Origin of the sequence: Streptomyces sp. NPDC044571 (assembly GCF_040647115.1) — a bacterium.
Lineage (GTDB): Bacteria > Actinomycetota > Actinomycetes > Streptomycetales > Streptomycetaceae > Streptomyces.
Genome location: NZ_JBEZBN010000021.1, coordinates 61,174 through 81,783, shown reverse-complemented (window position 1 = coordinate 81,783; position 20,610 = coordinate 61,174). Strand labels below are relative to the sequence as shown.

Below are 20,610 nucleotides of genomic sequence, written 5' to 3'. Positions count from 1 at the left end.
TCAGGCGGACTTCCCGGCGAGGTCCTTCTCGATGACGACCTTGATGCGCTCCAGGGTCTCGGCGAGGTCGCCGGCCACCTTCTCGCCCCACTCGGCGAAGAACTGCTGCTTCTGCGCCTCGTCCATCTCGGCGGTGATCCCGCGGATCCCCTCGGTGGCGGAGCCCATCCGGAAGTGGTGGGCGAGCAGGCTGCCCCCGCCGTCGGCCTCGATGGAGAAGCCCCAGACGCTGTCCTGCTTCTCGCCGGAGCTGTTGTGCATGGCCCACTGGAAGGTCCGGCCGGGCTCGGCGGCGACGACCTCGGCGTACGTCGTCCACTTGCCGCGCACCACCGGCGCCCAGGCGACGACGTCCTCGCTGCGCTCGTTCTCGCCCTTGAACACCGAGCCGACCGCGCCGGGGGCGCCGGAGCTCCACTCCCCGCCGAGGCACTCGGGGCTCCACTCGCCGCTGCGCGCCAGGTCGCTGACGACGGCGTAGACCTCGGCCGGGGTGGCGTCGACGTGGACCTGGGCGCGCGACCGGAAGAGGGGAGTCTGGGTGGCGCTCATGGATGGGTCCTCCTGTTGCGTCTTCGGATGCTTCAACTGCCGTGCTGTTGCGCCCCTTTCGGCGCCTCGGCTAGATGAACCATACAGTTCAGTTCAATTGAACGCAACGGTACAGTTCAGTTGGGTTCTAGACTGGCCCCTGCAGCCGAGGAGTAGGGATCGACATGAGCGCACGGACCGGCACCACCGACGCCCCGCAGGCCGTCCCCACGGGGGCGCGCGCCGCGCGCAAGCGCCAGGCCATCCTGGAGGCGGCGCGCACGGTCTTCCTGCGCGAGGGCTTCGGGGCGGGGGTGGACCAGCTGGCCGCCGAGGCGGGCGTCTCCAAGGTCACCATCTACAACCACTTCGGCAGCAAGGAGAACCTCTTCAACGCCGTGATCGGGCAGACGCTCGACGAGGCGCTGGAGGTGGCCCAGTCGGTGATCCAGGCCAAGCTCGCCGAGTCCGACGACGTCCGCACCGACCTGCTGGAGGCCTGCCGCACCTGGGTCGCCGGCCTCACCACGCCGGAGGTCCTGGCCCTGCGCAACGTCATCGCGGGCGAGCGCCACCGCTTCCCCGAGCTCGGCACCACCTGGCAGGAGGAGGGCCCCGGCCGCCAGCACGCGGCCCTGGCGACGGCCCTGGGCCGGCTCGACCAGCGCGGCCTGCTGCGCATCCCGGACATGGAACTGGCGGTGCTCCAGCTCTCCGGGCTGGTCCTCTCCCCGCACCTGGTCTACGGCGCGTACGGCACGGCCCTGGACGCGGACCTCGCGGAACGGCTGGTGCAGGGCGGGGTGGACATGTTCCTGAACCAGTACGGGGTCAAGAGGTAGCCTGCCCAGGGGAGTTGACGACCGAGGGGGCAGGTCCGCATGCGGCTGTACGTCTTCGTCCGCGAGGGTGACTGGACCGCGGTCCGGCACAGCACGTACAGCGGCCGGTCGGCCTGGATCCTCTCGGACATGGCGAGGCGGGGCTTCGGGCCCGACGCGGCCGGGGACGGCGAGCGGGGCGCGGACGGTGGGCCCGGCGGGCCCGGCGGCTCCGGCGAGGACGGCGGCGACGCCGGTCTGGCCCGGTGGCGGGCCGCGGACCGGCGGATGCACCAGGGGGCCTTCGAGATCTCCGTCCCGGACGCCGGCTCCCTCACCGTCGGCGCCCTGAAGGACCGCTGCCTGGCCGAGGCCCGCCGACGGGGAGCGGCAGCCCCGGAGCCCGCCGCCCCGGACCCGGGGGCCGCGGGCCCCTCGTTCTTCGGTCCGGACCGCATCGTGGACGTCTGGCTGACCGACGCGGCGACCGACGACCGCCTCCCGGACGAACTGCGCCTGGCCGATACCGCGTTGGCCGCCGGGGACCTGGTCGTCCTCTGCGTCGAGCACACGCCCTTCGCGATGTACGAGATGGGGGCGGCCGCCACCGCGGAAGAGCTGCTCGGCTGGCTCCCGCTCGCGCAGACCACGGCAGCCCCCGACGGCAGGCCCCGCCTGTGGGGCGTCCTGCTCTACACCCGCGCCGACGCCGAGCTGGCCACGTACGTACGGACCCACTTCGACGACCTGAACGTGCTGTCCGGTCCCGCCACCCGGGTCTTCGCCGTGGAGCGGCGCGCGAGCCGGTCCGCGGCCAGGAAGTACTGGCGCCGCCACCTGGAGCCCGACCTGTACCGGGTCCTGTCCGCGGTGCGCTGGCTGCGCTGGACTCCGTACGATCCGCAGGGCGCGTACGAGGTCGCCGCCACGCTCGGCATCGCACCCGAGCGCCTCCCCTGCCTGGTCTTCTGCCACGCGCTCGACGGTCCGGTGCCCGAGGGGGAGAAGATCGTCTTCCCGATCGAGCAGACCTCCACGGCCTACTTCCGGTCCCTCTTCGGAGGCATCAACCGGGTCCTGTCCGCCGCGGCGGACGAGCACCACGAGAGCCCGCGCGCCGCGGACGCGGCCGCCTTCGCCGCGGTCCGCCGGGCCGAGGCCGCGATCAAGGCCGCGCTGCGCCCGGCCGTCCCCACCGCAGGCAACGTCGTCGTCATCTCGGGAGCCGGAGTGTCGGAGAACTTCTACTTCCAGGGCGAGAACACCACGTTCATCAACCGCCCGCAGGACACGGTCGTACGGGACTTCCAGAACTCCTACGCGGCGGTGTCCGGCGGCGACGAACTCACCCGCCTCCTCCAGCTCGTGCTCACCAGCCGTGACGTGCCGGACGGGGACCGGGAGGAGGCGGCGGACACCATCCACGCCCTGGCCCGCCTGGCCGCATCCCCGGAACCGGACGCCCCGGCTGCCGCCACCCGCCTGGAGCGCCTGCGCACCCTGCTGGCCGCCGGAGCCGACATCGCCCAGCCGGCCCTGGCCATCCTGGCCTCGCTGACCGCGTTCTTCGCGGGCTGACGGGCCCGGCGGGAACGCCCGCGGCGGCTCAGTCCTCGTAGCGGCCGAGGCGGTCCGCCGCGTAGTCGTCGAAGGCCTGGTCGATCTCCTCCGGGGTGTTCATGACGAACGGGCCGCTGCGGACCACCGGCTCGCCGATCGGCTCGCCCGTCAGGAAGAGGAGGTCCGCTCCGACCGGGCCGCCCTCGACGAGGACGCTCTCGCCGTCGTCGGCGAGGACCGCCAGCTCACCGTCGGCCAGGTCGCTCGACGCCACCGCCGCACTGCCGGACAGTACGTACACCGCCGCGGTGCGGCCCTGCGGTGCGGGCAGCTGCGCGCTCGCGCCCGGGGCGAGGGAGGCGTGGATCACCGTGATCGGGACCTGGGTCTCGAAGGGGCCGGTCACGCCCAGCGCCGAGCCCGCGATGACCTTGAACCAGGAGCCTTCGAGGGTGCGGACGACGGGGATGTCCGCCGCGCCGTGGTTCTGGGTGCGCGGGCGCAGGCCCTTGAGGGAGGCCGGGAGGTTCACCCAGATCTGGAGGTTGTGCTGGAGGCCGCCGGCCGCGCGGAAACCGTCGGTCGGCTGCGCGGAGTGCACGACGCCCGCGCCCGCGGTGAGCCACTGCACGGCGCCGGGGGGCACGACCCCGCGGTTGCCGGTGGAGTCCGCGTACTCGATGTCGCCCTCCAGGACGTACGCGATGGTCTCGAAGCCGCGGTGCGGGTGGTCGGGGGCGCCCTTGGGCTCACCCGGGCCGAGGTCCACGGGGCCTACCTGGTCGACCATCAGGAAGGGGTCGAGATGCGGGATCCGCGGGGTGGGGAAGGGGCGGCGGACCGGGAAGCCCTCGCCCTCCAGGGTGTGGACGGGCTGGAGGACGTCGACCACCGAACGCGTCGCGGTGGCGGTGTCGATAACGGAGTCGAGGGTGGTCATGATGCCTTCTCTCGTCGAACGCGGTCGGGGGCCGTCGTGTTCCGGCTCTGTGAACTATACAGTTCAGTTCATTTATACGACAGGGCCATGCCCGGATCAAGTAGCTGACACCCGCCCGCCGTTCGCTAGCTGACAGATACCGCCCCGCACGGTTGTAGCCGCCCGCCCCGCGCGCCCAGACTCCTGCTCATTCACCGACGTTCACCTCGCAGGGGCCTGCCGGGTACGGCATTCGCTGCGCATGTCACCTTTGCGGAAGGACAGTTCATGCCCGAGCTCAAGATCCTGGCCATTTCCGGCAGCCTGCGTGCGGCCTCGTACAACAGCGCCCTGGTCCGGGCCGCGCAGAAGCACGCTCCCGGTGACCTGGCCATCGAGATCTACGAGGGTCTGCGCGACATCCCGCCCTACGACACCGACCAGGACACGCAGGACGCCCCGGCCGCCGTCGTGGACCTGCGCCGCCGCATCAGCGAGGCGGACGGTCTCTTCATCGCCACCCCCGAGTACAACTACGGCATCCCGGGTGTCCTGAAGAACGCCCTGGACTGGGCGAGCCGGCCCGCCCTGGACTCCTCGCTGACCGGAAAGCCGGTCGCGATCGCGGGCGCCGCACCGACGAACTTCGGCACCGTCCGCGCCCAGCTCGCGCTGCGCCAGATGTTCCTGTGGACCGACTCCAAGGTCGTCGGCAAGCCCGAGCTGCAGATCTTCCGTGCGCACGAGCGTTTCGACGAGAACGGCAACCTGACCGACGAGACCACCATCGAGCTGCTCCAGCAGCTGCTCGGCGCGCTGGGCACGAAGATCCGCGAGACCCGCGCCATCGCCAACGCCGCCGTCTGATCCGGCAGGCCGCCCCCGGCCGGCCGATCCCCCCTCTCCGAAGGGCCGCTTACACCCCCGTAGCGGCCCTTCGGGCATGTCCGGACGTACGCGGTACCCCGCGCGGCGCGGAGTTGACGGAACCGGCACGACCCGATCCCCGAACGCCACCCGCGTTGGGAGGATCGGATCATGCGTGCAGCTTTCATCGAAGAACTGGGCCCCGCCGAGAACATCCGCTACGGCGAGCTGCCCCCGCCCGCCCCCGGCCCGACGGACGTCCTGGTCGACGTCGAGGCGGTGTCGGTCAACCCGGTGGACACCTTCGTGCGGTCCGGGCTCTTCCGGACCCCGGTCGAGTTCCCGTTCGTGGTCGGCCGCGACCTCGTGGGCACCGTCGTGGCGGCCGGTCCCGGCGCCGCCGGCTTCACCGTCGGCGACCGCGTGTGGTGCAACAGCCTCGGTCACGGCGGCCGGCAGGGCGCCGCCGCCGAACGGGCCGTGGTCCCCGTCGACCGCCTCCACCACCTGCCCCCCGGCGTGGACGCCGCCGAGGCCGTGGCCGTCCTGCACCCCGCCGGCACCGCCTACCTCGCCCTGTTCACCCACGGCCGGGTGCGCCCCGGCGAAACCGTGCTCGTCGGGGGCGGCGCCGGCAACGTGGGCAGCGCCCTCATCGTCATGGCCGTCGAGGCGGGCGCCCGGGTCCTCGCCACCGCCGGCGCCCGGGACGCCGAGTACTGCCGCTCGCTCGGAGCCGAGGCCGTGCTCGACTACCGCGAACCGGAACTGTCCGCCCGTATACGTGAGTTCAGCCCGGACGGCATCGACGTCCACATCGACACCTCCGGTACGAACGACCTGTCCGGCGCCGTCGAGGTCCTCGCCCACCGCGGCCGGATCGTCCTGCTCGCCGGAGCCCGCACCCAGCCGGCCCTGCCCGCCGGGCCGCTCTACATGAAGGACGGCGCCGTCGTCGGCTTCGTCATCTCGCACGCCACCACCGCCGAACTCGCCGAGGCGGCCGGATCCATCAACCGGCTCCTGGCCGACGGCCGGCTGCGCGCCCGCACCATCGAGCGCGTACCGCTCTCACAGGCCGCCCGGACGCACCAGCGCATCGAGGCGGGCGAACTGCACGGCAGCCGCGTGGTGTTGCTTCCCAAGGAGTCGTAGACCCGGGGGTACCCGGCCGACCTGACGGACTGGCATGCGGCCCCGCACGGCTCGTGTCAGCTGCTGCCAGACTGCGCGCATGGACGAACTCCCCGAGGCCCCGGCCGTCGCCGCCCCGCGGACCACCCGGGTGCGGTTCGCGCTGCTCGGCGCCGTTCAACTGCTGCTCAACGCATCGGTCTCGGTGACGTTCGCCGCCGGTCCGGCCATGCAGCGGGAGCTCGGCCTCAGCCGGATCGACCTCATCCTTGACAGCGCCGCCTACGGACTGGCCTTCAGCGGGCTCCTGCTGCTCGGCGGACGGCTCACCGACCGGGTCGGGCAGCGCAGGCTCTTCACCCGGGGCACCGCCCTGTTCGCCGCGGCCTCCCTCGCGGCGGCACTGGCCCCCACCTCGCACACCGTCCTCACCGCCCGCTTCCTCCAGGGCTGCGGGGCCGCGCTCGCCGCCCCCGCCGCCATGGCGCTGCTGCGGGTCGTCTTCCCCGAAGGCAAGGCCCGCGCGACCGCGTTGGCCCGGTGGGGCCTGCTGGCCAGCCTCGGCGCCGCCGTCGGGATCGTGCTCAGCGGGGCGCTCGTCGCCTGGCTGTCCTGGCGGTGGAGCTTCGGAGTGCTCGCGGCGGTCGCCCTGGCCGTACTGGCCCTGACACCCCGGGCGCTGCCGGCCGGCGCCCCGCCCGTACGGGTGCCCGTGGACCTCCTGGGCGCGGTGCTCGGCACCCTCGCGCTCTCCTCCCTCGGCTACGGCTTCGTGATGGTCGGCCCGCACGGCTGGGCCGCGGTACAGGTCCTCGCCCCGCTCGCGCTGGGCGCCGTCCTGCTCGCGGTCTTCGTCGCGGCCCAGCAGCGGGTGCGGGCCCCGCTGCTGCCGCTCGCCTTCCTCGCGTCCCGGCGCCGCGCGACCGCCCTGGTCTGCGCCCTGCTCGGGCCGGCGATCGGTGCGAGCACCGCCTTCCTGCTGGCCCTCTACTTCCAGCAGGTGCGCGGCTATTCGGCCCTGCAGAACGCCCTCGCCTTCGTCCCGTACAGCGCGATGCTGCTCGGCGTCGGCTTCGTCGCGGGCCGGATCGTCGCCCGCCACGGTGTCCGCGCCGTTGCCGTGGGCGGCCTGGCGGTCATCGCCGCCGGGCTGTTCCTCATCGGCGGCGTGGGGATGCGTACGGGCTCGACGCCGACCGTGCTCGCCGGCCTGGTCATCCTGTCGGCCGGGATCGGCACGCTGATGTCGGCGGCGGTCGTCGGGGCCGCCGGCGGTGTCCCGGAGGAGCAGTCCGCCCTCGCGGGGGCCGTGGTGAACACGGCCATCCTGGCGGGGCCCACCATCAGCCTCGCCCTGATCACCTCGGCCGCCGACGCCCGTACGGCCACGCTGCTGGCGGCCGGGGATCCGGCCGCCGCCACGGGCGGGTACGCCTTCGCTTTCGAGGCGGCCTGCGGGGTCTTCCTGCTGGCCGTCGGCCTGGCCCTGTGGGGCCTCGCCCCCGCCGGGGGCACCGGCCGAATCCCTGCCGATCGGCAGGCGGAGCGCTCCTCCACTCCGGCCTGACCAAGGGGGGCAGGCCGGGGTGGGGGTCACGAGGGTGCAGCACAACCGAAGGGTGAACCGATCCGTGCAGGTCACCGCCGTCGGACCGCCGGATGCGCCGCGTGTTTGCGGGGGGTGGTGGGCGGTCTCGGGTTGCGGCCGGTGACGAGCTGTCCGTGAGTGGACTGGGGCACGTCCGGATCCGGACGCCCCGTCCCCACCCCCGCTGTCACAGACAGGAGAGATACGTTGCGTCGCTTCACCCGCTATACCCTCCCCGCTGCCCTCTGCCTCACCCTGCTGGGCGCGTCTCCCGGCCTCGCCGGAGCCGTCGGCACACCTGAGCGGCCGCCTGCCCCGGCGGCGCCGAAGGCCATCCCGGATTCGGAAGCGCTCCAGACCCAGGTGCAGTCCCTCGGCGCCATCGGCGCGCTCCTCCAGCCCGTGACCAACTTCCTCGGCGAGGTGCTGAAATCGCCCGACGGGAAGCTGCCGGAGGCGGATCTGGCCGCGCACAGGGAGAAGATCGACGCGGCGCTCGCGGAGGTGAGGAAGACCCTTCCGGTCGCCGCTCCGGCGACGCCGCAGACGCCCGCCAAGCCCCCGGCCGAGGCGGTGAAGCCGCCCGCGGCGGACGCGCCGAAGCTGCCGATCAGCTTCCCGGCGAAGCCCCCGGCGGACGAGGTGGACCCCCCGGCGGGCACGGCGAAGCCCCCGGCTGACGCGGCGAAGCCCCCGGCTGACGCGGCGAAGCCCCCGGCCGACGTCGTGAAGCCTCCGGCCGAGGCGGTCAAGCCCCCGGTGGAGGCGGTGAAGCCTCCGGCCGAGGCGGTGAAGCCCCCGGTGGAGGCGGTGAAGCCTCCGGTGGAGGCGGTGAAGCCTCCGGCCGAAGCGGTGAAGCCCCCGGTGGAGGCCGTGAAGCCTCCGGTGGAGGCGGTCAAGCCTCCGGCCGAGGCCGTGAAGCCTCCGGTGGAGGCGGTCAAGCCTCCGGCCGAGGCCGTGAAGCCTCCGGTGGAGGCGGTCAAGCCTCCGGCCGAAGCGGTCAAGCCCCCGGCCGAGGCCGTGAAGCCCCCGGCCGAAGCGGTCAAGCCCCCGGCTGAGGCGGTCAAGCCTCCGGTCGATGCCGTGAAGCCTCCGGTGGAGGCCGTGAAGCCGCCCGCCGACGCCATCAAGCCCCCCACCGAGGCCGTGAAGCCCCCGGCTGCGCCGGTCAACCCGCCCGCGGAGGCCATGAAGCCGGTCACCCTCCCGGCCGTCGCCCCCGTCCGCGCGGTCTCCCGCGTCGACCTCCTCACCACCGCGGTCGACCAGCTCAAGGCCTCGGTCGACGGCGTCCTCAATGCGGCCGGTGCCTGCGGCTGCTCGACCGACGCCAAGGCCAAGGCCGGCGAGGTCGTGACCGGCATGGTCAACACCGTCGCGGCACTGCTGGCCCAGGGCAACCTGCCCGCGCCCAACCTGGCCGGCCTGCCCAAGCAGTCGGCGGCCGCCCCGGTCGCCCCGGCTGCCCCGGCGGCCCCGGAGCTCTCCGCTCCCGTGGTCTCGGACGAGTAGCGAGTTCGAGCAGCGAGCAGCCCGACCAGCCCCACCCGGGCTTCGTACGCAGGCCCCGGCACCCCGCTCGACGGGTGCCGGGGCCGGCGCACGCCCGGCGCCCGTGACCAGCGTCTACGGGCCACCCGTACGCTCCCCGTGCGACCGCGCGACCTTGCGGACCCCCTTGACGCGCCCTGGCACCGGGGGGACGCTCCGCGGGTCTCGCATCCGTACAAGGTGGACCAGCTGGGGGGCCGGTATGCCGGAGCAGTCTGTCCAGACGGCGGGGGAGTTGCGCGCGCGGCTCGTGGAGCAGGGCGCGCGCTGGTCCGTCATCGAACACCTCGCCGACGACGAGGCCGTGCCCCGGCCCGCCCTCGGCCTGGAACCGGGGGCGAACCTCACCCGCGCCGAGGACGCCGGACGGGTGGACCTGCGCGCGCTGATCGGCCGGGAGAGCGGCAATCCGCACCTCACCCGGCGCCGCGCCGCCCACGGCCTGCTGCCCGGGAGCGGGGGCTCGGCGGTCGCCGCGGCCCGGCCCACCGCCGTGGACTGGCGCAGCCGTTGGGGGTGGCCGTGGATCACCAGGGTCAAGGACCAGAACCCGTGCGGCTCCTGCTGGGCCTTCGGGGCCGTCGGACTGGTCGAGTCCATGGCCCGGATCGAGCACGACGTCTGGGCGGAGCGGTCCGAGGGCGACGTGCACGACGGCCTCAAGTTCACCTGCGGGCAGGGCTCCAACCCGGAGACCGCCCTCGACTGGATCAAGGCGAACGGCGGCCTCGCCGATCCGGACTGCTGGCCGTACTCCCCGCCGCCGGCCACCGTGCCCGCCGACCGCCGCGACGGCTGGCGCGCCGAGTACACGCCGAGCTGGGACCGCTCCGGGCGCACGGTGCGGATCACCGACTACGTCCGCCTCGGCGACGTGGAGCAGCAGAAGGTCTGGCTCGACACGGTCGGCCCGCTGACGGCCTGCTTCGACGTGTACGACGACTTCTTCGGCCTCGGCTCGGGTGTCTACCACCGCACCAGCGACCACCTGGCGGGCGGCCACTGCGTGCTCATCGTCGGGTACGACGACGCGGCCGGCTGCTGGCTGTTCAAGAACTCCTGGGGCACGGGCTACCACGTCGGCGGGTACGGGCGGATCGCGTACGGCGAGGTGAAGATCGACTACTGGGCCAAGTGCGGCCTGCGCGGCACCAGCACCGACCCGTGGACCAAGCGCCGCCTGCACTCCGGCAACGTCTACGAGAGCGGCAACGGCCGCGCCCACCGCAATTTCGAACTGCTCGCCACCACCACCGGCGGCCGTCTCCAGCACTGGTGGCGCGAAGGCGACGCCCCCTTCGCGTGGGCCCGCGCCGCCGCCTTCGCGAACGACGCCTCCGGCCAGCCCGCCTTCACCGGGACCACGTACAACCGGAACATGGAGTCGCTGCACGTGACCACGGGCGGCCGGCTGCGCCACTGGTACTACGAGCAGTCCGGCGAGGCCTGGCGCGACGGCGGCGCCTTCGGCCCGGGCGACGCCGCCATCGGCTCGACCCCGGCGTTCATCCAGAGCGACTACGGCAAGCCCGGCAACTTCGAGGTGGTCGTCCGCACCGCCGACGGCCGCCTGAACCACTGGTGGCGGATCAACGGCGCCCCCTGGACCTGGAACGACGGCGGCCGCTTCGCCTCGGGCATCGCCCACTACGGCCCCGCCCTCGTGCAGACCCGCGGCCGCCACCTCGACCTCGTCGCCACCCGGACGGACGGCCGCATGCAGCTGTGGTGGCGCGACGACCCGAACGGCTTCGCCTGGCGGCCCGGGGAGGTCTTCGGCAGCGCGGCCACCTCCGCGCCCTGCCTGATCGAGGGGCAGTACGGGGCGGCCGACGAGGACACCGCCGGGAACTACGAGCTGTGCGTGGCCGTGGCCGGCGGCCGCGTGGAGCACTGGTGGCGGGGCAATGCGGCGGGGTCCGCCTGGAGCCGCAGCGCCGTCTTCGGCCACGACGTGCTCGCCGTGACCGGGATGCTCCAGGGCAGCTTCGGGTTCAACCTGGAGGTCATCGTCCTGCGCACGGACCGGCAGCTCCAGCACTACTGGCGTGACGGCGCGGGGTGGCACGAGGGGCCGGTGATCGGCCCCGCCTGAGCGCGGAGGGCGGCGCCGGTGGAGGTACGCGAGGTGGCCCTCGGCGCCGGGGAGTCGTACGAGCTGCGGCTCACCGGGCGCGGGGCGTGCGGATACGTCTGGACCTGGCAGGTCAGCGGTGACGCGGACGCGGTGTCGGTGAGCGAGGCCGCGCCCGCGCCGGCGGAGGCGGTTCCGGGCGCCCCCGTCGAGCGCGGCTACCTGGTCCGGGGCCGCCGCCCGGGCGGCCGGGCGCGGATCCGCTTCGCGCAGGTCCGGCCGCCCTACCCGGACGAGGCGCCGTACGACGAGTTCGTCCTGGAGGTGGAGGTCACCGCCGCGCCCTGAGCACCCGGTGCTGTACGGCCTCCAGCGGGCCCCGCCCGAAGCGGCGCAGCCACAGCGCGGAGCCGGCGGCGAGGGCCAGGGACACCGTCGCCCACAGGCCCATCACCCACCAGGGCCCGGTCCCGCCGAGCCGGTCGGCCAGACCCAGGCCGATGCCGTAGCAGAGCAGCATGCAGAGCAGGTTCTGGCCGACGTAGCAGGACAGGGCGGTGCGCCCGACGCAGCCGAGGGTGGTGGCCCCGGGCACCGCGAAGCGGTCGAGGGCGGCTCCGATCAGGCCGATGTAACCGAGGGCGATCAGCGGGGCGATGCCGTAGCGGCCCAGGACGAAGAAGTCCGGGCCGCCGAGCGCGGCGACGGCGCCCAGCGGCAGGCCGAGGCCCAACCCCCAGGCGGCCATCCGGCTCCGGATCCGCCGCCCCGCGGCGGTCGGGGCGAAGGCGCCCGCACGGTACAGCCGGACCCCGAGGAGGAAGAGGAAGACCAGCATGCCGAAGGAGAAGACGGGCTCGATGCGCAGCGCCAGGGCGTGGTCGAGGCGGAAGCGGACCTGCTCGGCGTAGCCGCCGCGGGCGTAGAGCCGGACGGCCTCCGGACCGGGAGCCGAGGGCCCCTCGGCACCGGACTCGGCCAACTCCCCCAGCGTCACCAGGGAGACCAGCGCGAGGTGCGTCCCGCCCGCGGCCCACATCACCCGGCGCCGCACCCTCTCGGAGGCGGCCAGCAGCCGGGCGACCAGCAGTGCGGTGACGGCGTACCCCATCAGCACGTCCCAGGCGAAGACGAGGAAGAAGTGGACGGTCCCCTCCAGGAAGAGGAACGCGGCGCGCCGCCGGTACCGGCCCGGCCAGGGCTCCCCGCGGCGCGCGGCCGAGTCGTACTGGACGGCCAGGCCGACCCCGAACAGGATCGTCAACAGAGACAGGAACTTCCCGTCGGCGAGGAAGCGGAAGACGGATTCGGCGACTGCGGCAGCGGAGGGCCGGGCGAGCGGGTCGGGCAGGTCCAGGCGCCCGTGGAGCACGCTCCACTCGGAGCCGGGCGCGGTGAAGATCCAGACGTTCGTCATGAGCGTGCCGAGGACGGCGGCGCCGCGCAGGACGTCGAGGAGGGGGATGCGCGCCGTGATCGCGGGGGTCGTGTGCAGGGCGGTGTGGGCCATGACCTCAGCGTCCCGGCGCCCGGGGCGCGCCACGTCCTGCGGGCGGACGAAGCGGGCGTACATCCTTCGATGCAGCGGAGCGGGGACGAGGTCCGCCGTACCGTCCGGAACCCGTCCGCATCCTGGACGGGAAGACGTGTGCACACCTCATGTATCTATGCTGTGCGCATGCCTGCCGCGACCATGACCGCCAGCGCCGCCGACCGTGTCTACCAGCACGTCAAACAGGGCGTGCTGGACCGCCGCTACGAGGGCGGCACCCTCCTCACCGAGGGCGAACTCGGCGACGCCGTCGGCGTGTCCCGGACCCCGGTGCGGGAGGCGCTGCTGCGCCTGGAGACCGAGGGGCTGCTGAAGCTGTACCCGAAGAAGGGCGCGCTGGTCCTGCCGGTCTCCGCGCAGGAGATCAGCGACGTCCTCGAAACCCGGCTGCTGGTCGAGGAGTTCACCGTCCGCCGGGCCGTCCCGGCACCGCCCTGCCTGCTGGAGCGGCTCGCCGCGCTGCTGGAGGAACAGCGCCGGCACGCCGCCGACGGCGACCTCGCCGCGATGGCGGCCGCCGACCGCGATTTCCACGCCGAGATCGTGCGCAGCGCCGGCAACCAGATCCTGTGCCGCCTCTACGACCAACTCCGCGACCGGCAGCTGCGGATGGGCGTGGCCCTGCTGCACGCCCGCCCCGGGGGGACGCCCGCGGACGGAGCCGGGGGGAGGGTGCAGCGGACGCTGGACGAGCACGCCGAGATCCTCGACGCGCTGCGCGCCGGGGACGCGGAGGCGGCCGCCGCGGCCGTCCGCGGGCATCTGGACCGGGTCGAGGCGCTGGTGCGGGGTCGTCATGACCGCTGAACCGGTCCCGGCCTCCGTCTGGCGGGACCCGCCGGGAGGCCGGAAGGCCGTCGCCGTCTGGTCCATCGGCGTCGCCGTCTACTTCGTGGCGGTGATCTTCCGCACCAGTCTGGGCGTGGCCGGCCTGGAGGCGGTGGACCGCTTCCACGTGAACGCCTCCGCCCTGTCGACCTTCTCCCTGCTCCAACTGCTGGTCTACGCGGGCATGCAGGTCCCGGTGGGCCTGATGGTGGACCGGCTCGGCACCAAGAAGGTGCTGACCCTGGGCGCAGTCCTCTTCACCGCGGGCCAGCTCGGTTTCGCGCTGTCCCCCTCGTACGGGATGGCTCTGGCCGCGCGCGCCCTGCTGGGCTGCGGCGACGCCATGACCTTCATCTCCGTGCTGCGCCTGGGCACCCGGTGGTTCCCCGCGCGGCGCGGCCCGCTGATGGCGCAGCTGGCCGGCCTGGTCGGGATGGCGGGCAACCTCGTCTCCACGCTCGTCCTCGCCCCCGTCCTGCACGGCGTCGGATGGGTCCCCGCCTTCGCGGGCAGCGCCACGGCGGGTCTGGTCGTCCTCGTCCCGCTGGTGCTGTTCCTGCGCGACCACCCGGAGGGGTACGAGCCGGCGCCGACCGCCCCGGGTGCGGCGCAGGGCTTCGTACGCCGTCAGATCCGGGACGCCTGGCAGGAACCCGGCACCCGGCTCGGCCTGTGGGTGCACTTCACCACGCAGTTCCCGGCGATGGTGTTCCTGCTGCTGTGGGGGATGCCGTTCCTGGTGGAGGCGCAGGGCCTGGCCCGTACCGCGGCGGCGGGGCTGCTGACCCTGGTCGTCGCCTCGAACATGGGCTTCGGCCTGGTCTACGGCCAGCTCATCGGCCGCCGCCAGTCCGCCCGGATCCCGCTGGCCCTGGGCACCGTGGGCCTCACCGCCCTGCTGTGGGCCTCGGTTCTGGCCTGCCCGGGCAGCCACGCCCCGATGTGGCTCCTGACCACGCTGTGCGTGGTCCTCGGCACCTGCGGCCCGGCGTCGATGATCGGCTTCGACTTCGCCCGGCCGGCCAACCCCGTCGAGCGCCAGGGCACCGCCTCCGGCATCACCAACATGGGCGGCTTCCTCGCCTCGATGACGACCCTGCTGGCCGTGGGCATCCTGCTGGACGCCACCGGCGGCAACTACCGGATCGCCTTCTCCTCGGTGTTCGTGGTGGAGGCCCTGTGGATCGCCCGGATCCTCCGCCTGCGCGGCCGGGCCCTCGCCCGGGAGCGCGACCGGGAGGCCGCCGTCCTCGGCCCGGCGCCGGACCCTGCGCTCCCCGAGCCGTCGCGGACCGACCTGTCGCGGCCGGCCCCTGCGTAGAGCCCGCCCGTATGACCGGGCCCGGGCGGGACAGACCCGTCCTTCTCCGCCCGGCCGCCGCGGGGTCCGCCGGGGGCCAGCGCCGTTACGGGGTGACCGCGAAGTTCGCCAGGATCGCGTCGGCCAGTTCCGCGTCGCCCTCGATCTTGACCCGGTCGGCCACCGTCCGGTGCCTGACCCGGCCCGCCGCCAGGCGGACGTACGTCTCCCAGTCCATGGCCAGCGTCACCGCCGGACCGAGCGAGGGCGCCTTGTCGATCGTGCCGCGACCTTCCGCGTCCACCCGTACCGTCCGCATGAACTCCAGCGGTCCGTGCACGTCCAGGACCACCGCCGAGTTCGCCGGGGCCCCGGCCTGCTTCGCGACCACCTTCGGCAGCCCGGCGAGCAGGAGGTCCCGCGCCACGTACGCGCCCGGCGAGTCCCAGTTGCCCGGCACGCCCAGCGCCGTCCGCAGGTCCTGTTCGTGGATCCACACGTCGAACGCCCGCAGCCGCAGCGCGAGCTCCAGCGTCACCTGGTCGCCCAGCGGCCCCCGCACCATCGTGTCCGGATCCCGCTTCTCGTTCCGCAGCTGCCGCGAGCGGCGGATGATCGTGTACTCCAGCTCCGAGGTCATCTCGGGCGCCGTGTGGTGGCGCCGGACGTCGACCTGCACCTCCATGTACCGGCTGAACTCGTCGACCACGTGCCGCAGGTCCCGCGCCACGGTGTGGATCGGGCGGGGATCGCCGAGCATTTCGCACTCGATGCCGATGATGTGTGACACCACATCACGTACGGACCAGCCCGGGCACGGGGTCGCCCGGTTCCACTCGCCTTCCGTCAGGGGGAGGACCAGCTCGGATATCGCCTCGATGGAGTGCGTCCACGCGTCGGCATAGGGCTGGAGGCTGGGATGCGGCTGGACGGTCAACGGGACCCCTCGCGGTGCTGTTCAGTGGCGCGTGGCGCGTTTTTTCGGAAGCGTGTGGACTGGTTCCAAAACTACGCTGCCGGTGAGCACCCCGGCAGTGCTTTCGTGTGACGATCGTAGGCCCGAGTCGAGGGCTTGAACGCCAGGACGGTGGTAGTGTGCGCGCCTCTCTGATCCAAATCGCGGTCCACGACGGCGAGTCGGTGGCCGCCCGGCGGTCCCGGGCGGCCGATCTCGTCCGGGACCAGGCCGGTTCGGACCTCGTCGTCCTGCCCGAACTGTGGACGGTGGGCGCCTTCGCCTACGAACTCTTCGAGACCGAGGCGGAACCGCTCGACGGTCCCACCTACGAGGTCATGTCCAAGGCGGCCCGCGACGCCGGGGTCTGGCTGCACGCCGGCTCGGTCGTGGAGCGCGCGGGCGACGGATCCCTCTACAACACCACCCTCGTCCTCTCCCCGGCGGGCGAGCTGGCCGCCACCTACCGCAAGATCCACCGCTTCGGTTTCGACCAGGGCGAGGCCGTGCTGATGTCCGCCGGGGACACCCTGACCACCGTCGCCCTGCCGGAGCAGACCCTCGGCGTCGCCACCTGCTACGACCTGCGCTTCCCCGAGCTGTTCCGCGGCCTCGTCGACGCCGGGGCCACCACGATGGTCGTGGCGGCCGGCTGGCCGGCCCGCCGCAGGTCCCACTGGACCCTGCTGAACCGGGCGCGCGCCGTCGAGGACCAGGCGTACGTCCTCGCGTGCGGGCTGGCCGGCACGCACGCCGGCGTCGAACAGGCCGGCCACAGCCTGGTCGTCGACCCGTGGGGCGAGGTGCTGGCCGAGGCCGGACCCGGCGAGGACGTCCTCACCGTGGACCTCGACCCGGCGAAGGTCGCCCAGACCCGTGAGCAGTTCCCGGCGCTGAAGGACCGCCGGCTCGGGCGCTGAGCGTACGGTTTCGAAACCGCCGCAGCGGGTACACCGCGGCGGGAACAGGAACGGGCAGCCGAGCAGGGGGGACGGGGTCGTGTCCGAGCAGACCGAGGAAGCCGAGGCCGGAATCGAGGCGGCTCTGGAGCCGCACGAGCCCGCCCCCGGTGAGATCGCGGCCCGGGACCGGGTCCGGGCCGAGGCCACCGGCATGACGCACCACCAGGCGGCGGCCGCGCTGGAGAAGGCCCTGGAGGCCGTCGGCGACTGGTCGCAGGCCGATGCGTCCGTCCGCGCCGCCATCGCCGAATGGCAGCGCGTCACCGACCTGACCCTCGACCACGGCGGCCCCTACACCCCGGACACCGACGCCTACGTCCAGGGCCAGCTCACCGCGCGCAGCCGGCACCGTGGCCCCCGCTGACCGGCCCAGGGGACCGCTCCCTCTCCGTCGGCCGGAGCCGCCGCCCGGAGCCGCAGGCCGGGCCCGCGATAGGTTGCGGCCATGCCCCTCCTCTACGTGACCGACCTGGCGTACCCGGCGCGCGGCCGCCGCTACGGCGACGAGGACGTCCTCCTCACCGCCCGGCTGCGCGAGTCCTTCGACCTGGCCCTGTGCCATCCGCGGGACGCCGAGGCCCTCATACCCTTGGGCTTCGACGCCGTCGTCATCCGCAACAGCGGACCGGTCCTGCACTACCAGGAGGCGTACGACTCCTTCCGCGCGGCGGCGCTCGCCGCCGGGACCCGCGTCTACAACCCCCTCGGCGGCCGCGGCGACATGGCGGGCAAGCAGTACCTCCTGGACCTCACCGAGGCCGGCTACCCGGTGATCCCCACCATCGACGACCCGGCGCTGCTCCCCCTCCTGCCCGACGTCCCCGCGTACGCGGTCAAACCCAAGCAGGGCGCGGACTCCATCGGCCTCACCTTCACCCCGCACCCGACCGGCCCGGCGGGAAAGAACCTGATCCAGCCGCGGATCGACTTCGCGTACGAGGTGTCCTTCTACTTCGTCGACCACGCCTTCCAGTACGCCCTGTACGCCCCGGACCCGGCCCGCCGCTGGGAGCTGCGCCCGTACGAGGCGACGCCGGCGGACCTGGACTTCGCGCGGACCTTCATCGAGTGGAACACCCTCGACCACGGCATCCAGCGCGTGGACGCCTGCCGGGCGCCGTCGGGGGAGCTCCTCCTGGTCGAGCTGGAGGACCTGAACCCGTACCTCTCCCTGGACCTGGTCCCCCCGCAGACCCGGGACGCCTTCGTCACCGCACTCACCGCATCCCTGCACTCCTTCCTCACCGTCTGATGTCAGAGGGGGATGCCAGGCTTCCCCCATGGACACGCAGACGTTCTGGAAGCTGATCGAGACCGCCCGCGCGGAGGCCGGACCGGACCATGTGGCCCCGCGCGCCGCCCAGTTGCTGGCGCGCTTCCCGGCGGCCGAGATGGCCGCCGCCCAGCAGGTGCTGTGGGACCTGCTGGCGGAGTCCTACCGCGGCCCCCTCTGGGCAGCGGCCTATGTGATCAACGGCGGCTGTTCGGACGACGGCTTCGACTACTTCCGCGGCTGGCTCCTGACGCAGGGCGAGGCGGTCTTCACCCGTGCCCTGGCCGACCCGGACTCCCTCGCGGACCACCCGGCGGTCCGCGAGGCCGCGGCGGAGGGCCTGGAACTGTGGGACGAGGCCGCCCTGTCCATCGCCTGGACGGCCTACGAGTCCGCGACGGGCCACGCCCTCCCGGCGGACTCCTTCACGATCAGCTACCCGCCCCTGGACCCGGCCTGGGACTTCGACTTCGACGACACCGCCGAAACCGGAGCCCGCCTCCCTCGCCTGAGCGCCCTCTTCGCGGCTTCCTAGAGCCCGCTGGTGTCGAGGTCGATCCCGAACGGCTCGGGCAGCCGCACCGGCGTCCCGAACGCGTGCGGCCCGTCGACCTCGGCGTACCCGAGCCGCCCGGGCTCGGCGAACAGCGTGACGGACTTGTCCAACCGGTCGACGAGCAGGTACAGCGGTGCGCCGTACTCCGCGTACCGCTTGCGCTTGACGACGCGGCCGGTCTCGGCGTTCGACTCCGACGTCACCTCGACGATCAGGGCGGCGGGGTCGATCACCCGTCCGGGTGGAGCCGCCGGGCCGTTGAGGGCGAGATGGCAAGCTTGAAGCATGAACGATGCTGCCCCGGCGCCCACCCCCGCGCCCCGACGCGCCCGTCTCCGTGCCCCCGAGCTGATCGGCAAGGGCGGCTGGCTCAACACCGGCGGGAAGGACCTGACCCTCGCCGACCTGCGGGGACGCGTGGTCATCCTCGACTTCTGGACCTTCTGCTGCGTGAACTGCCTGCACGTCCTCGACGAGCTGCGCGAGCTGGAGGAGAAGCACCGCGACACCGTGGTGATCATCGGCGTGCACTCGCCGAAGTTCGTGCACGAGGCCGAGCACGCCGCCGTCGTCGACGCCGTCGAGCGGTACGAGGTGCACCACCCCGTCCTGGACGACCCCGAGCTGGCCACCTGGAAGCAGTACGCCGTGCGCGCCTGGCCGACCCTGGTGGTGATCGACCCCGAGGGCTACGTCGTCGCGCAGCACGCCGGTGAGGGGCACGCGCACGCCATCGCGCGCCTGGTCGAGGAGCTGGAGGCCGAGCACGAGGCCAAGGGCACCCTGCGGCGCGGCGACGGGCCCTACGTGGCGCCCGAGCCGGTCGCCGGCGACCTGCGGTTCCCCGGGAAGGCGCTTGTGCTGCCGTCCGGGAACCTGCTCGTCTCGGACACCACGCGGCACCAGCTGGTGGAGCTCGCCGCGGACGGTGAGAACGTCGCGCGCCGCATCGGCAGTGGCGAGCGCGGCTTCGGCCCGGACGGCTTCAGCGAGCCGCAGGGGCTCACGCTGCTGCCCGACGGGCGGGTCGTCGTCGCCGACACCGTCAACCACGCGCTGCGGACCTTCGACCCCGCCACCGGCGCCGTCGAGACCGTCGCCGGGACCGGCCGGCAGTGGTGGCAGGGCTCCCCGACCGCCGGGCCGGCCCTGGAGGTGGACCTGTCCTCGCCGTGGGACGTGGCCTGGTGGCAGGGCAAGGTGTGGATCGCCATGGCCGGCGTGCACCAGCTGTGGACCTGGGACCCGGAGGCGGGCACCGTGGCCGTCTCCGCCGGGACCACCAGCGAGGGGCTGCACGACGGGCCCGCCACGGAGGCCTGGCTGGCGCAGCCGTCCGGGCTGGCCGCGGCCGGGGACCGGCTGTGGTTCGCCGACTCCGAGAACAGCGCCCTGCGGTACGTGGAACCCGAGGGCGAGGGGTACGCCGTACGGACCGCCGTGGGGACCGGCCTCTTCGACTTCGGACACCGGGACGGCGACGCCGGGCAGGCCCTGCTCCAGCACCCGCTCGGGGTGACCGCGCTGCCCGACGGCTCGGTCGCGGTGTGCGACACGTACAACCACGCCCTGCGCCGCTACGACCCGGCGACCGGCCAGGTCTCCACGCTCGCCACCGACCTGCGCGAGCCCAGCGACGCCGTCCTGGTCGGCGAGGACATCGTCGTGGTCGAGTCGGCCCGCCACCGGCTGACCCGGCTGCGGCTGCCCGAGGAGGCCGTACGGGTGGACGCGGTCGCCCACCGCACGCAGCGCGCCGCCACCGAGGTCGCCCCGGGCACGCTCCGCCTCGACGTGGTCTTCCAGGCGCCGAGCGGCCAGAAGCTCGACACCCGCTACGGGCCGTCGACGCGCCTGCTGGTCTCCTCGACCCCGCCGGAGCTGCTGGCGGCGGGGGAGGGGGCCGGGACGGACCTGTTCCGGGAGCTGGTGCTGAACCCGGCCGTCACCGAGGGCGTCCTGCACGTGTCCGCGATGGCGGCCTCCTGCGACGACGACCCGGAGAACGAGTACCCGGCCTGCCACGTGCACCAGCAGGACTGGGGAGTCCCGGTGACCGTCACCGCGGCCGGCGCCACCAGGCTCCCGCTCGTCCTCGCCGGGCTCGACGCCTGACCGGGTTGACCGCCTGACCGGGTG

At 73.6% G+C, this 20,610-nt stretch carries 20 protein-coding genes; 15 read left to right on the top strand and 5 right to left on the bottom strand.

Translation table 11 applies throughout. The features are described from left to right. The gene (locus tag AB0B01_RS14105; protein ID WP_361717342.1) at positions 1–552 is read right to left on the bottom strand and encodes an SRPBCC family protein; all 552 of its coding nucleotides are present in this window, start codon (positions 550–552) and stop codon (positions 1–3) included. Positions 553–716: 164 nt separating this feature from the next. Between AB0B01_RS14105 and AB0B01_RS14100 the strand changes: the two genes are divergently transcribed. Together AB0B01_RS14100 and AB0B01_RS14095 are read left to right on the top strand one after the other, a co-directional pair. Next, a complete protein-coding gene (locus tag AB0B01_RS14100) occupies positions 717–1,373 on the top strand; it encodes a TetR/AcrR family transcriptional regulator (protein WP_361717340.1) in 657 nt (218 codons plus the stop codon). Between the two features lie 39 nt (positions 1,374–1,412). Next, positions 1,413–2,930 carry a hypothetical protein gene (locus AB0B01_RS14095; protein WP_361717337.1) on the top strand — a complete coding sequence of 506 codons (1,518 nt, stop codon included), beginning with the start codon at positions 1,413–1,415 and terminating at the stop codon, positions 2,928–2,930. Between the two features lie 28 nt (positions 2,931–2,958). On the opposite strand, the gene AB0B01_RS14090 is transcribed toward AB0B01_RS14095, so the two are convergent. Next, a complete protein-coding gene (locus AB0B01_RS14090; protein WP_361717334.1) occupies positions 2,959–3,852 on the bottom strand; it encodes a pirin family protein in 894 nt (297 codons plus the stop codon). 267 nt (positions 3,853–4,119) lie between these two features. On the opposite strand from AB0B01_RS14090, the gene AB0B01_RS14085 reads away from it, so the two are divergent. The 6 genes from AB0B01_RS14085 (at position 4,120) to AB0B01_RS14060 (ending at position 11,393) form a co-directional block, all read left to right on the top strand. Beyond that, complete coding sequence (locus AB0B01_RS14085) at positions 4,120–4,698, top strand: NADPH-dependent FMN reductase (protein ID WP_361717331.1); 579 nt, start codon at positions 4,120–4,122, stop codon at positions 4,696–4,698. A 171-nt stretch (positions 4,699–4,869) separates the two neighbouring features. Further along, the gene (locus tag AB0B01_RS14080; protein ID WP_361717328.1) at positions 4,870–5,853 is read left to right on the top strand and encodes an NADPH:quinone reductase; all 984 of its coding nucleotides are present in this window, start codon (positions 4,870–4,872) and stop codon (positions 5,851–5,853) included. A 79-nt stretch (positions 5,854–5,932) separates the two neighbouring features. Then, a complete protein-coding gene (locus AB0B01_RS14075) occupies positions 5,933–7,399 on the top strand; it encodes an MFS transporter (protein ID WP_361717325.1) in 1,467 nt (488 codons plus the stop codon). A 228-nt stretch (positions 7,400–7,627) separates the two neighbouring features. Then, positions 7,628–8,932, top strand: coding sequence for a hypothetical protein (locus AB0B01_RS14070; protein ID WP_361717323.1), 1,305 nt, complete (start codon positions 7,628–7,630; stop codon positions 8,930–8,932). Between the two features lie 241 nt (positions 8,933–9,173). After that, entirely contained in the window at positions 9,174–11,066 is a 1,893-nt protein-coding gene (locus tag AB0B01_RS14065) for a C1 family peptidase (RefSeq protein ID WP_361717320.1), read from the top strand. A gap of 18 nt (positions 11,067–11,084) precedes the next feature. Further along, positions 11,085–11,393 carry a protease inhibitor I42 family protein gene (locus AB0B01_RS14060; protein ID WP_361717317.1) on the top strand — a complete coding sequence of 103 codons (309 nt, stop codon included), beginning with the start codon at positions 11,085–11,087 and terminating at the stop codon, positions 11,391–11,393. Here the strand turns inward: AB0B01_RS14060 and AB0B01_RS14055 are convergent. Then, positions 11,377–12,555, bottom strand: coding sequence for a DUF418 domain-containing protein (locus AB0B01_RS14055; RefSeq protein ID WP_361717314.1), 1,179 nt, complete (start codon positions 12,553–12,555; stop codon positions 11,377–11,379). The genes AB0B01_RS14060 and AB0B01_RS14055 overlap by 17 nt on opposite strands. Before the next feature lie 168 nt (positions 12,556–12,723). Here AB0B01_RS14055 and AB0B01_RS14050 point away from each other — a divergent pair, with 168 nt between their 5' ends. Together AB0B01_RS14050 and AB0B01_RS14045 are read left to right on the top strand one after the other, a co-directional pair. After that, positions 12,724–13,404, top strand: coding sequence for a GntR family transcriptional regulator (locus AB0B01_RS14050; protein WP_361717311.1), 681 nt, complete (start codon positions 12,724–12,726; stop codon positions 13,402–13,404). Beyond that, positions 13,394–14,746 (top strand): MFS transporter, encoded by a 1,353-nt coding sequence (locus AB0B01_RS14045; RefSeq protein ID WP_361717308.1) that lies wholly within the window; start codon positions 13,394–13,396, stop codon positions 14,744–14,746. Before AB0B01_RS14050 ends, AB0B01_RS14045 begins: the two co-directional genes overlap by 11 nt. Before the next feature lie 85 nt (positions 14,747–14,831). On the opposite strand, the gene AB0B01_RS14040 is transcribed toward AB0B01_RS14045, so the two are convergent. Continuing rightward, on the bottom strand, positions 14,832–15,662 hold the full coding sequence (locus AB0B01_RS14040; protein WP_361717305.1) for a maleylpyruvate isomerase family mycothiol-dependent enzyme: 831 nt from the start codon (positions 15,660–15,662) through the stop codon (positions 14,832–14,834). Between the two features lie 158 nt (positions 15,663–15,820). Here AB0B01_RS14040 and AB0B01_RS14035 point away from each other — a divergent pair, with 158 nt between their 5' ends. The 4 genes from AB0B01_RS14035 to AB0B01_RS14020 all read left to right on the top strand — a co-directional run bounded on the left by AB0B01_RS14035 (position 15,821) and on the right by AB0B01_RS14020 (position 18,450). Continuing rightward, the gene (locus AB0B01_RS14035; protein ID WP_361717302.1) at positions 15,821–16,600 is read left to right on the top strand and encodes a carbon-nitrogen family hydrolase; all 780 of its coding nucleotides are present in this window, start codon (positions 15,821–15,823) and stop codon (positions 16,598–16,600) included. Positions 16,601–16,679: 79 nt separating this feature from the next. Next, positions 16,680–17,006, top strand: a complete 327-nt coding sequence (locus AB0B01_RS14030; RefSeq protein ID WP_361717299.1) for a hypothetical protein — start codon at positions 16,680–16,682, stop codon at positions 17,004–17,006. Positions 17,007–17,087: 81 nt separating this feature from the next. Then, positions 17,088–17,894, top strand: a complete 807-nt coding sequence (locus AB0B01_RS14025; RefSeq protein ID WP_361717296.1) for a hypothetical protein — start codon at positions 17,088–17,090, stop codon at positions 17,892–17,894. 28 nt (positions 17,895–17,922) lie between these two features. Further along, on the top strand, positions 17,923–18,450 hold the full coding sequence (locus tag AB0B01_RS14020) for a DUF4240 domain-containing protein (RefSeq protein ID WP_361717293.1): 528 nt from the start codon (positions 17,923–17,925) through the stop codon (positions 18,448–18,450). Here the strand turns inward: AB0B01_RS14020 and AB0B01_RS14015 are convergent. Then, on the bottom strand, positions 18,447–18,758 hold the full coding sequence (locus AB0B01_RS14015) for a Uma2 family endonuclease (protein ID WP_361717291.1): 312 nt from the start codon (positions 18,756–18,758) through the stop codon (positions 18,447–18,449). The genes AB0B01_RS14020 and AB0B01_RS14015 overlap by 4 nt on opposite strands. On the opposite strand from AB0B01_RS14015, the gene AB0B01_RS14010 reads away from it, so the two are divergent. Next, positions 18,757–20,586: an NHL domain-containing thioredoxin family protein gene (locus tag AB0B01_RS14010; protein ID WP_361717288.1), complete on the top strand. Its 1,830-nt coding sequence runs from the start codon at positions 18,757–18,759 to the stop codon at positions 20,584–20,586. The genes AB0B01_RS14015 and AB0B01_RS14010 overlap by 2 nt on opposite strands. Positions 20,587–20,610 lie beyond the last annotated feature (24 nt).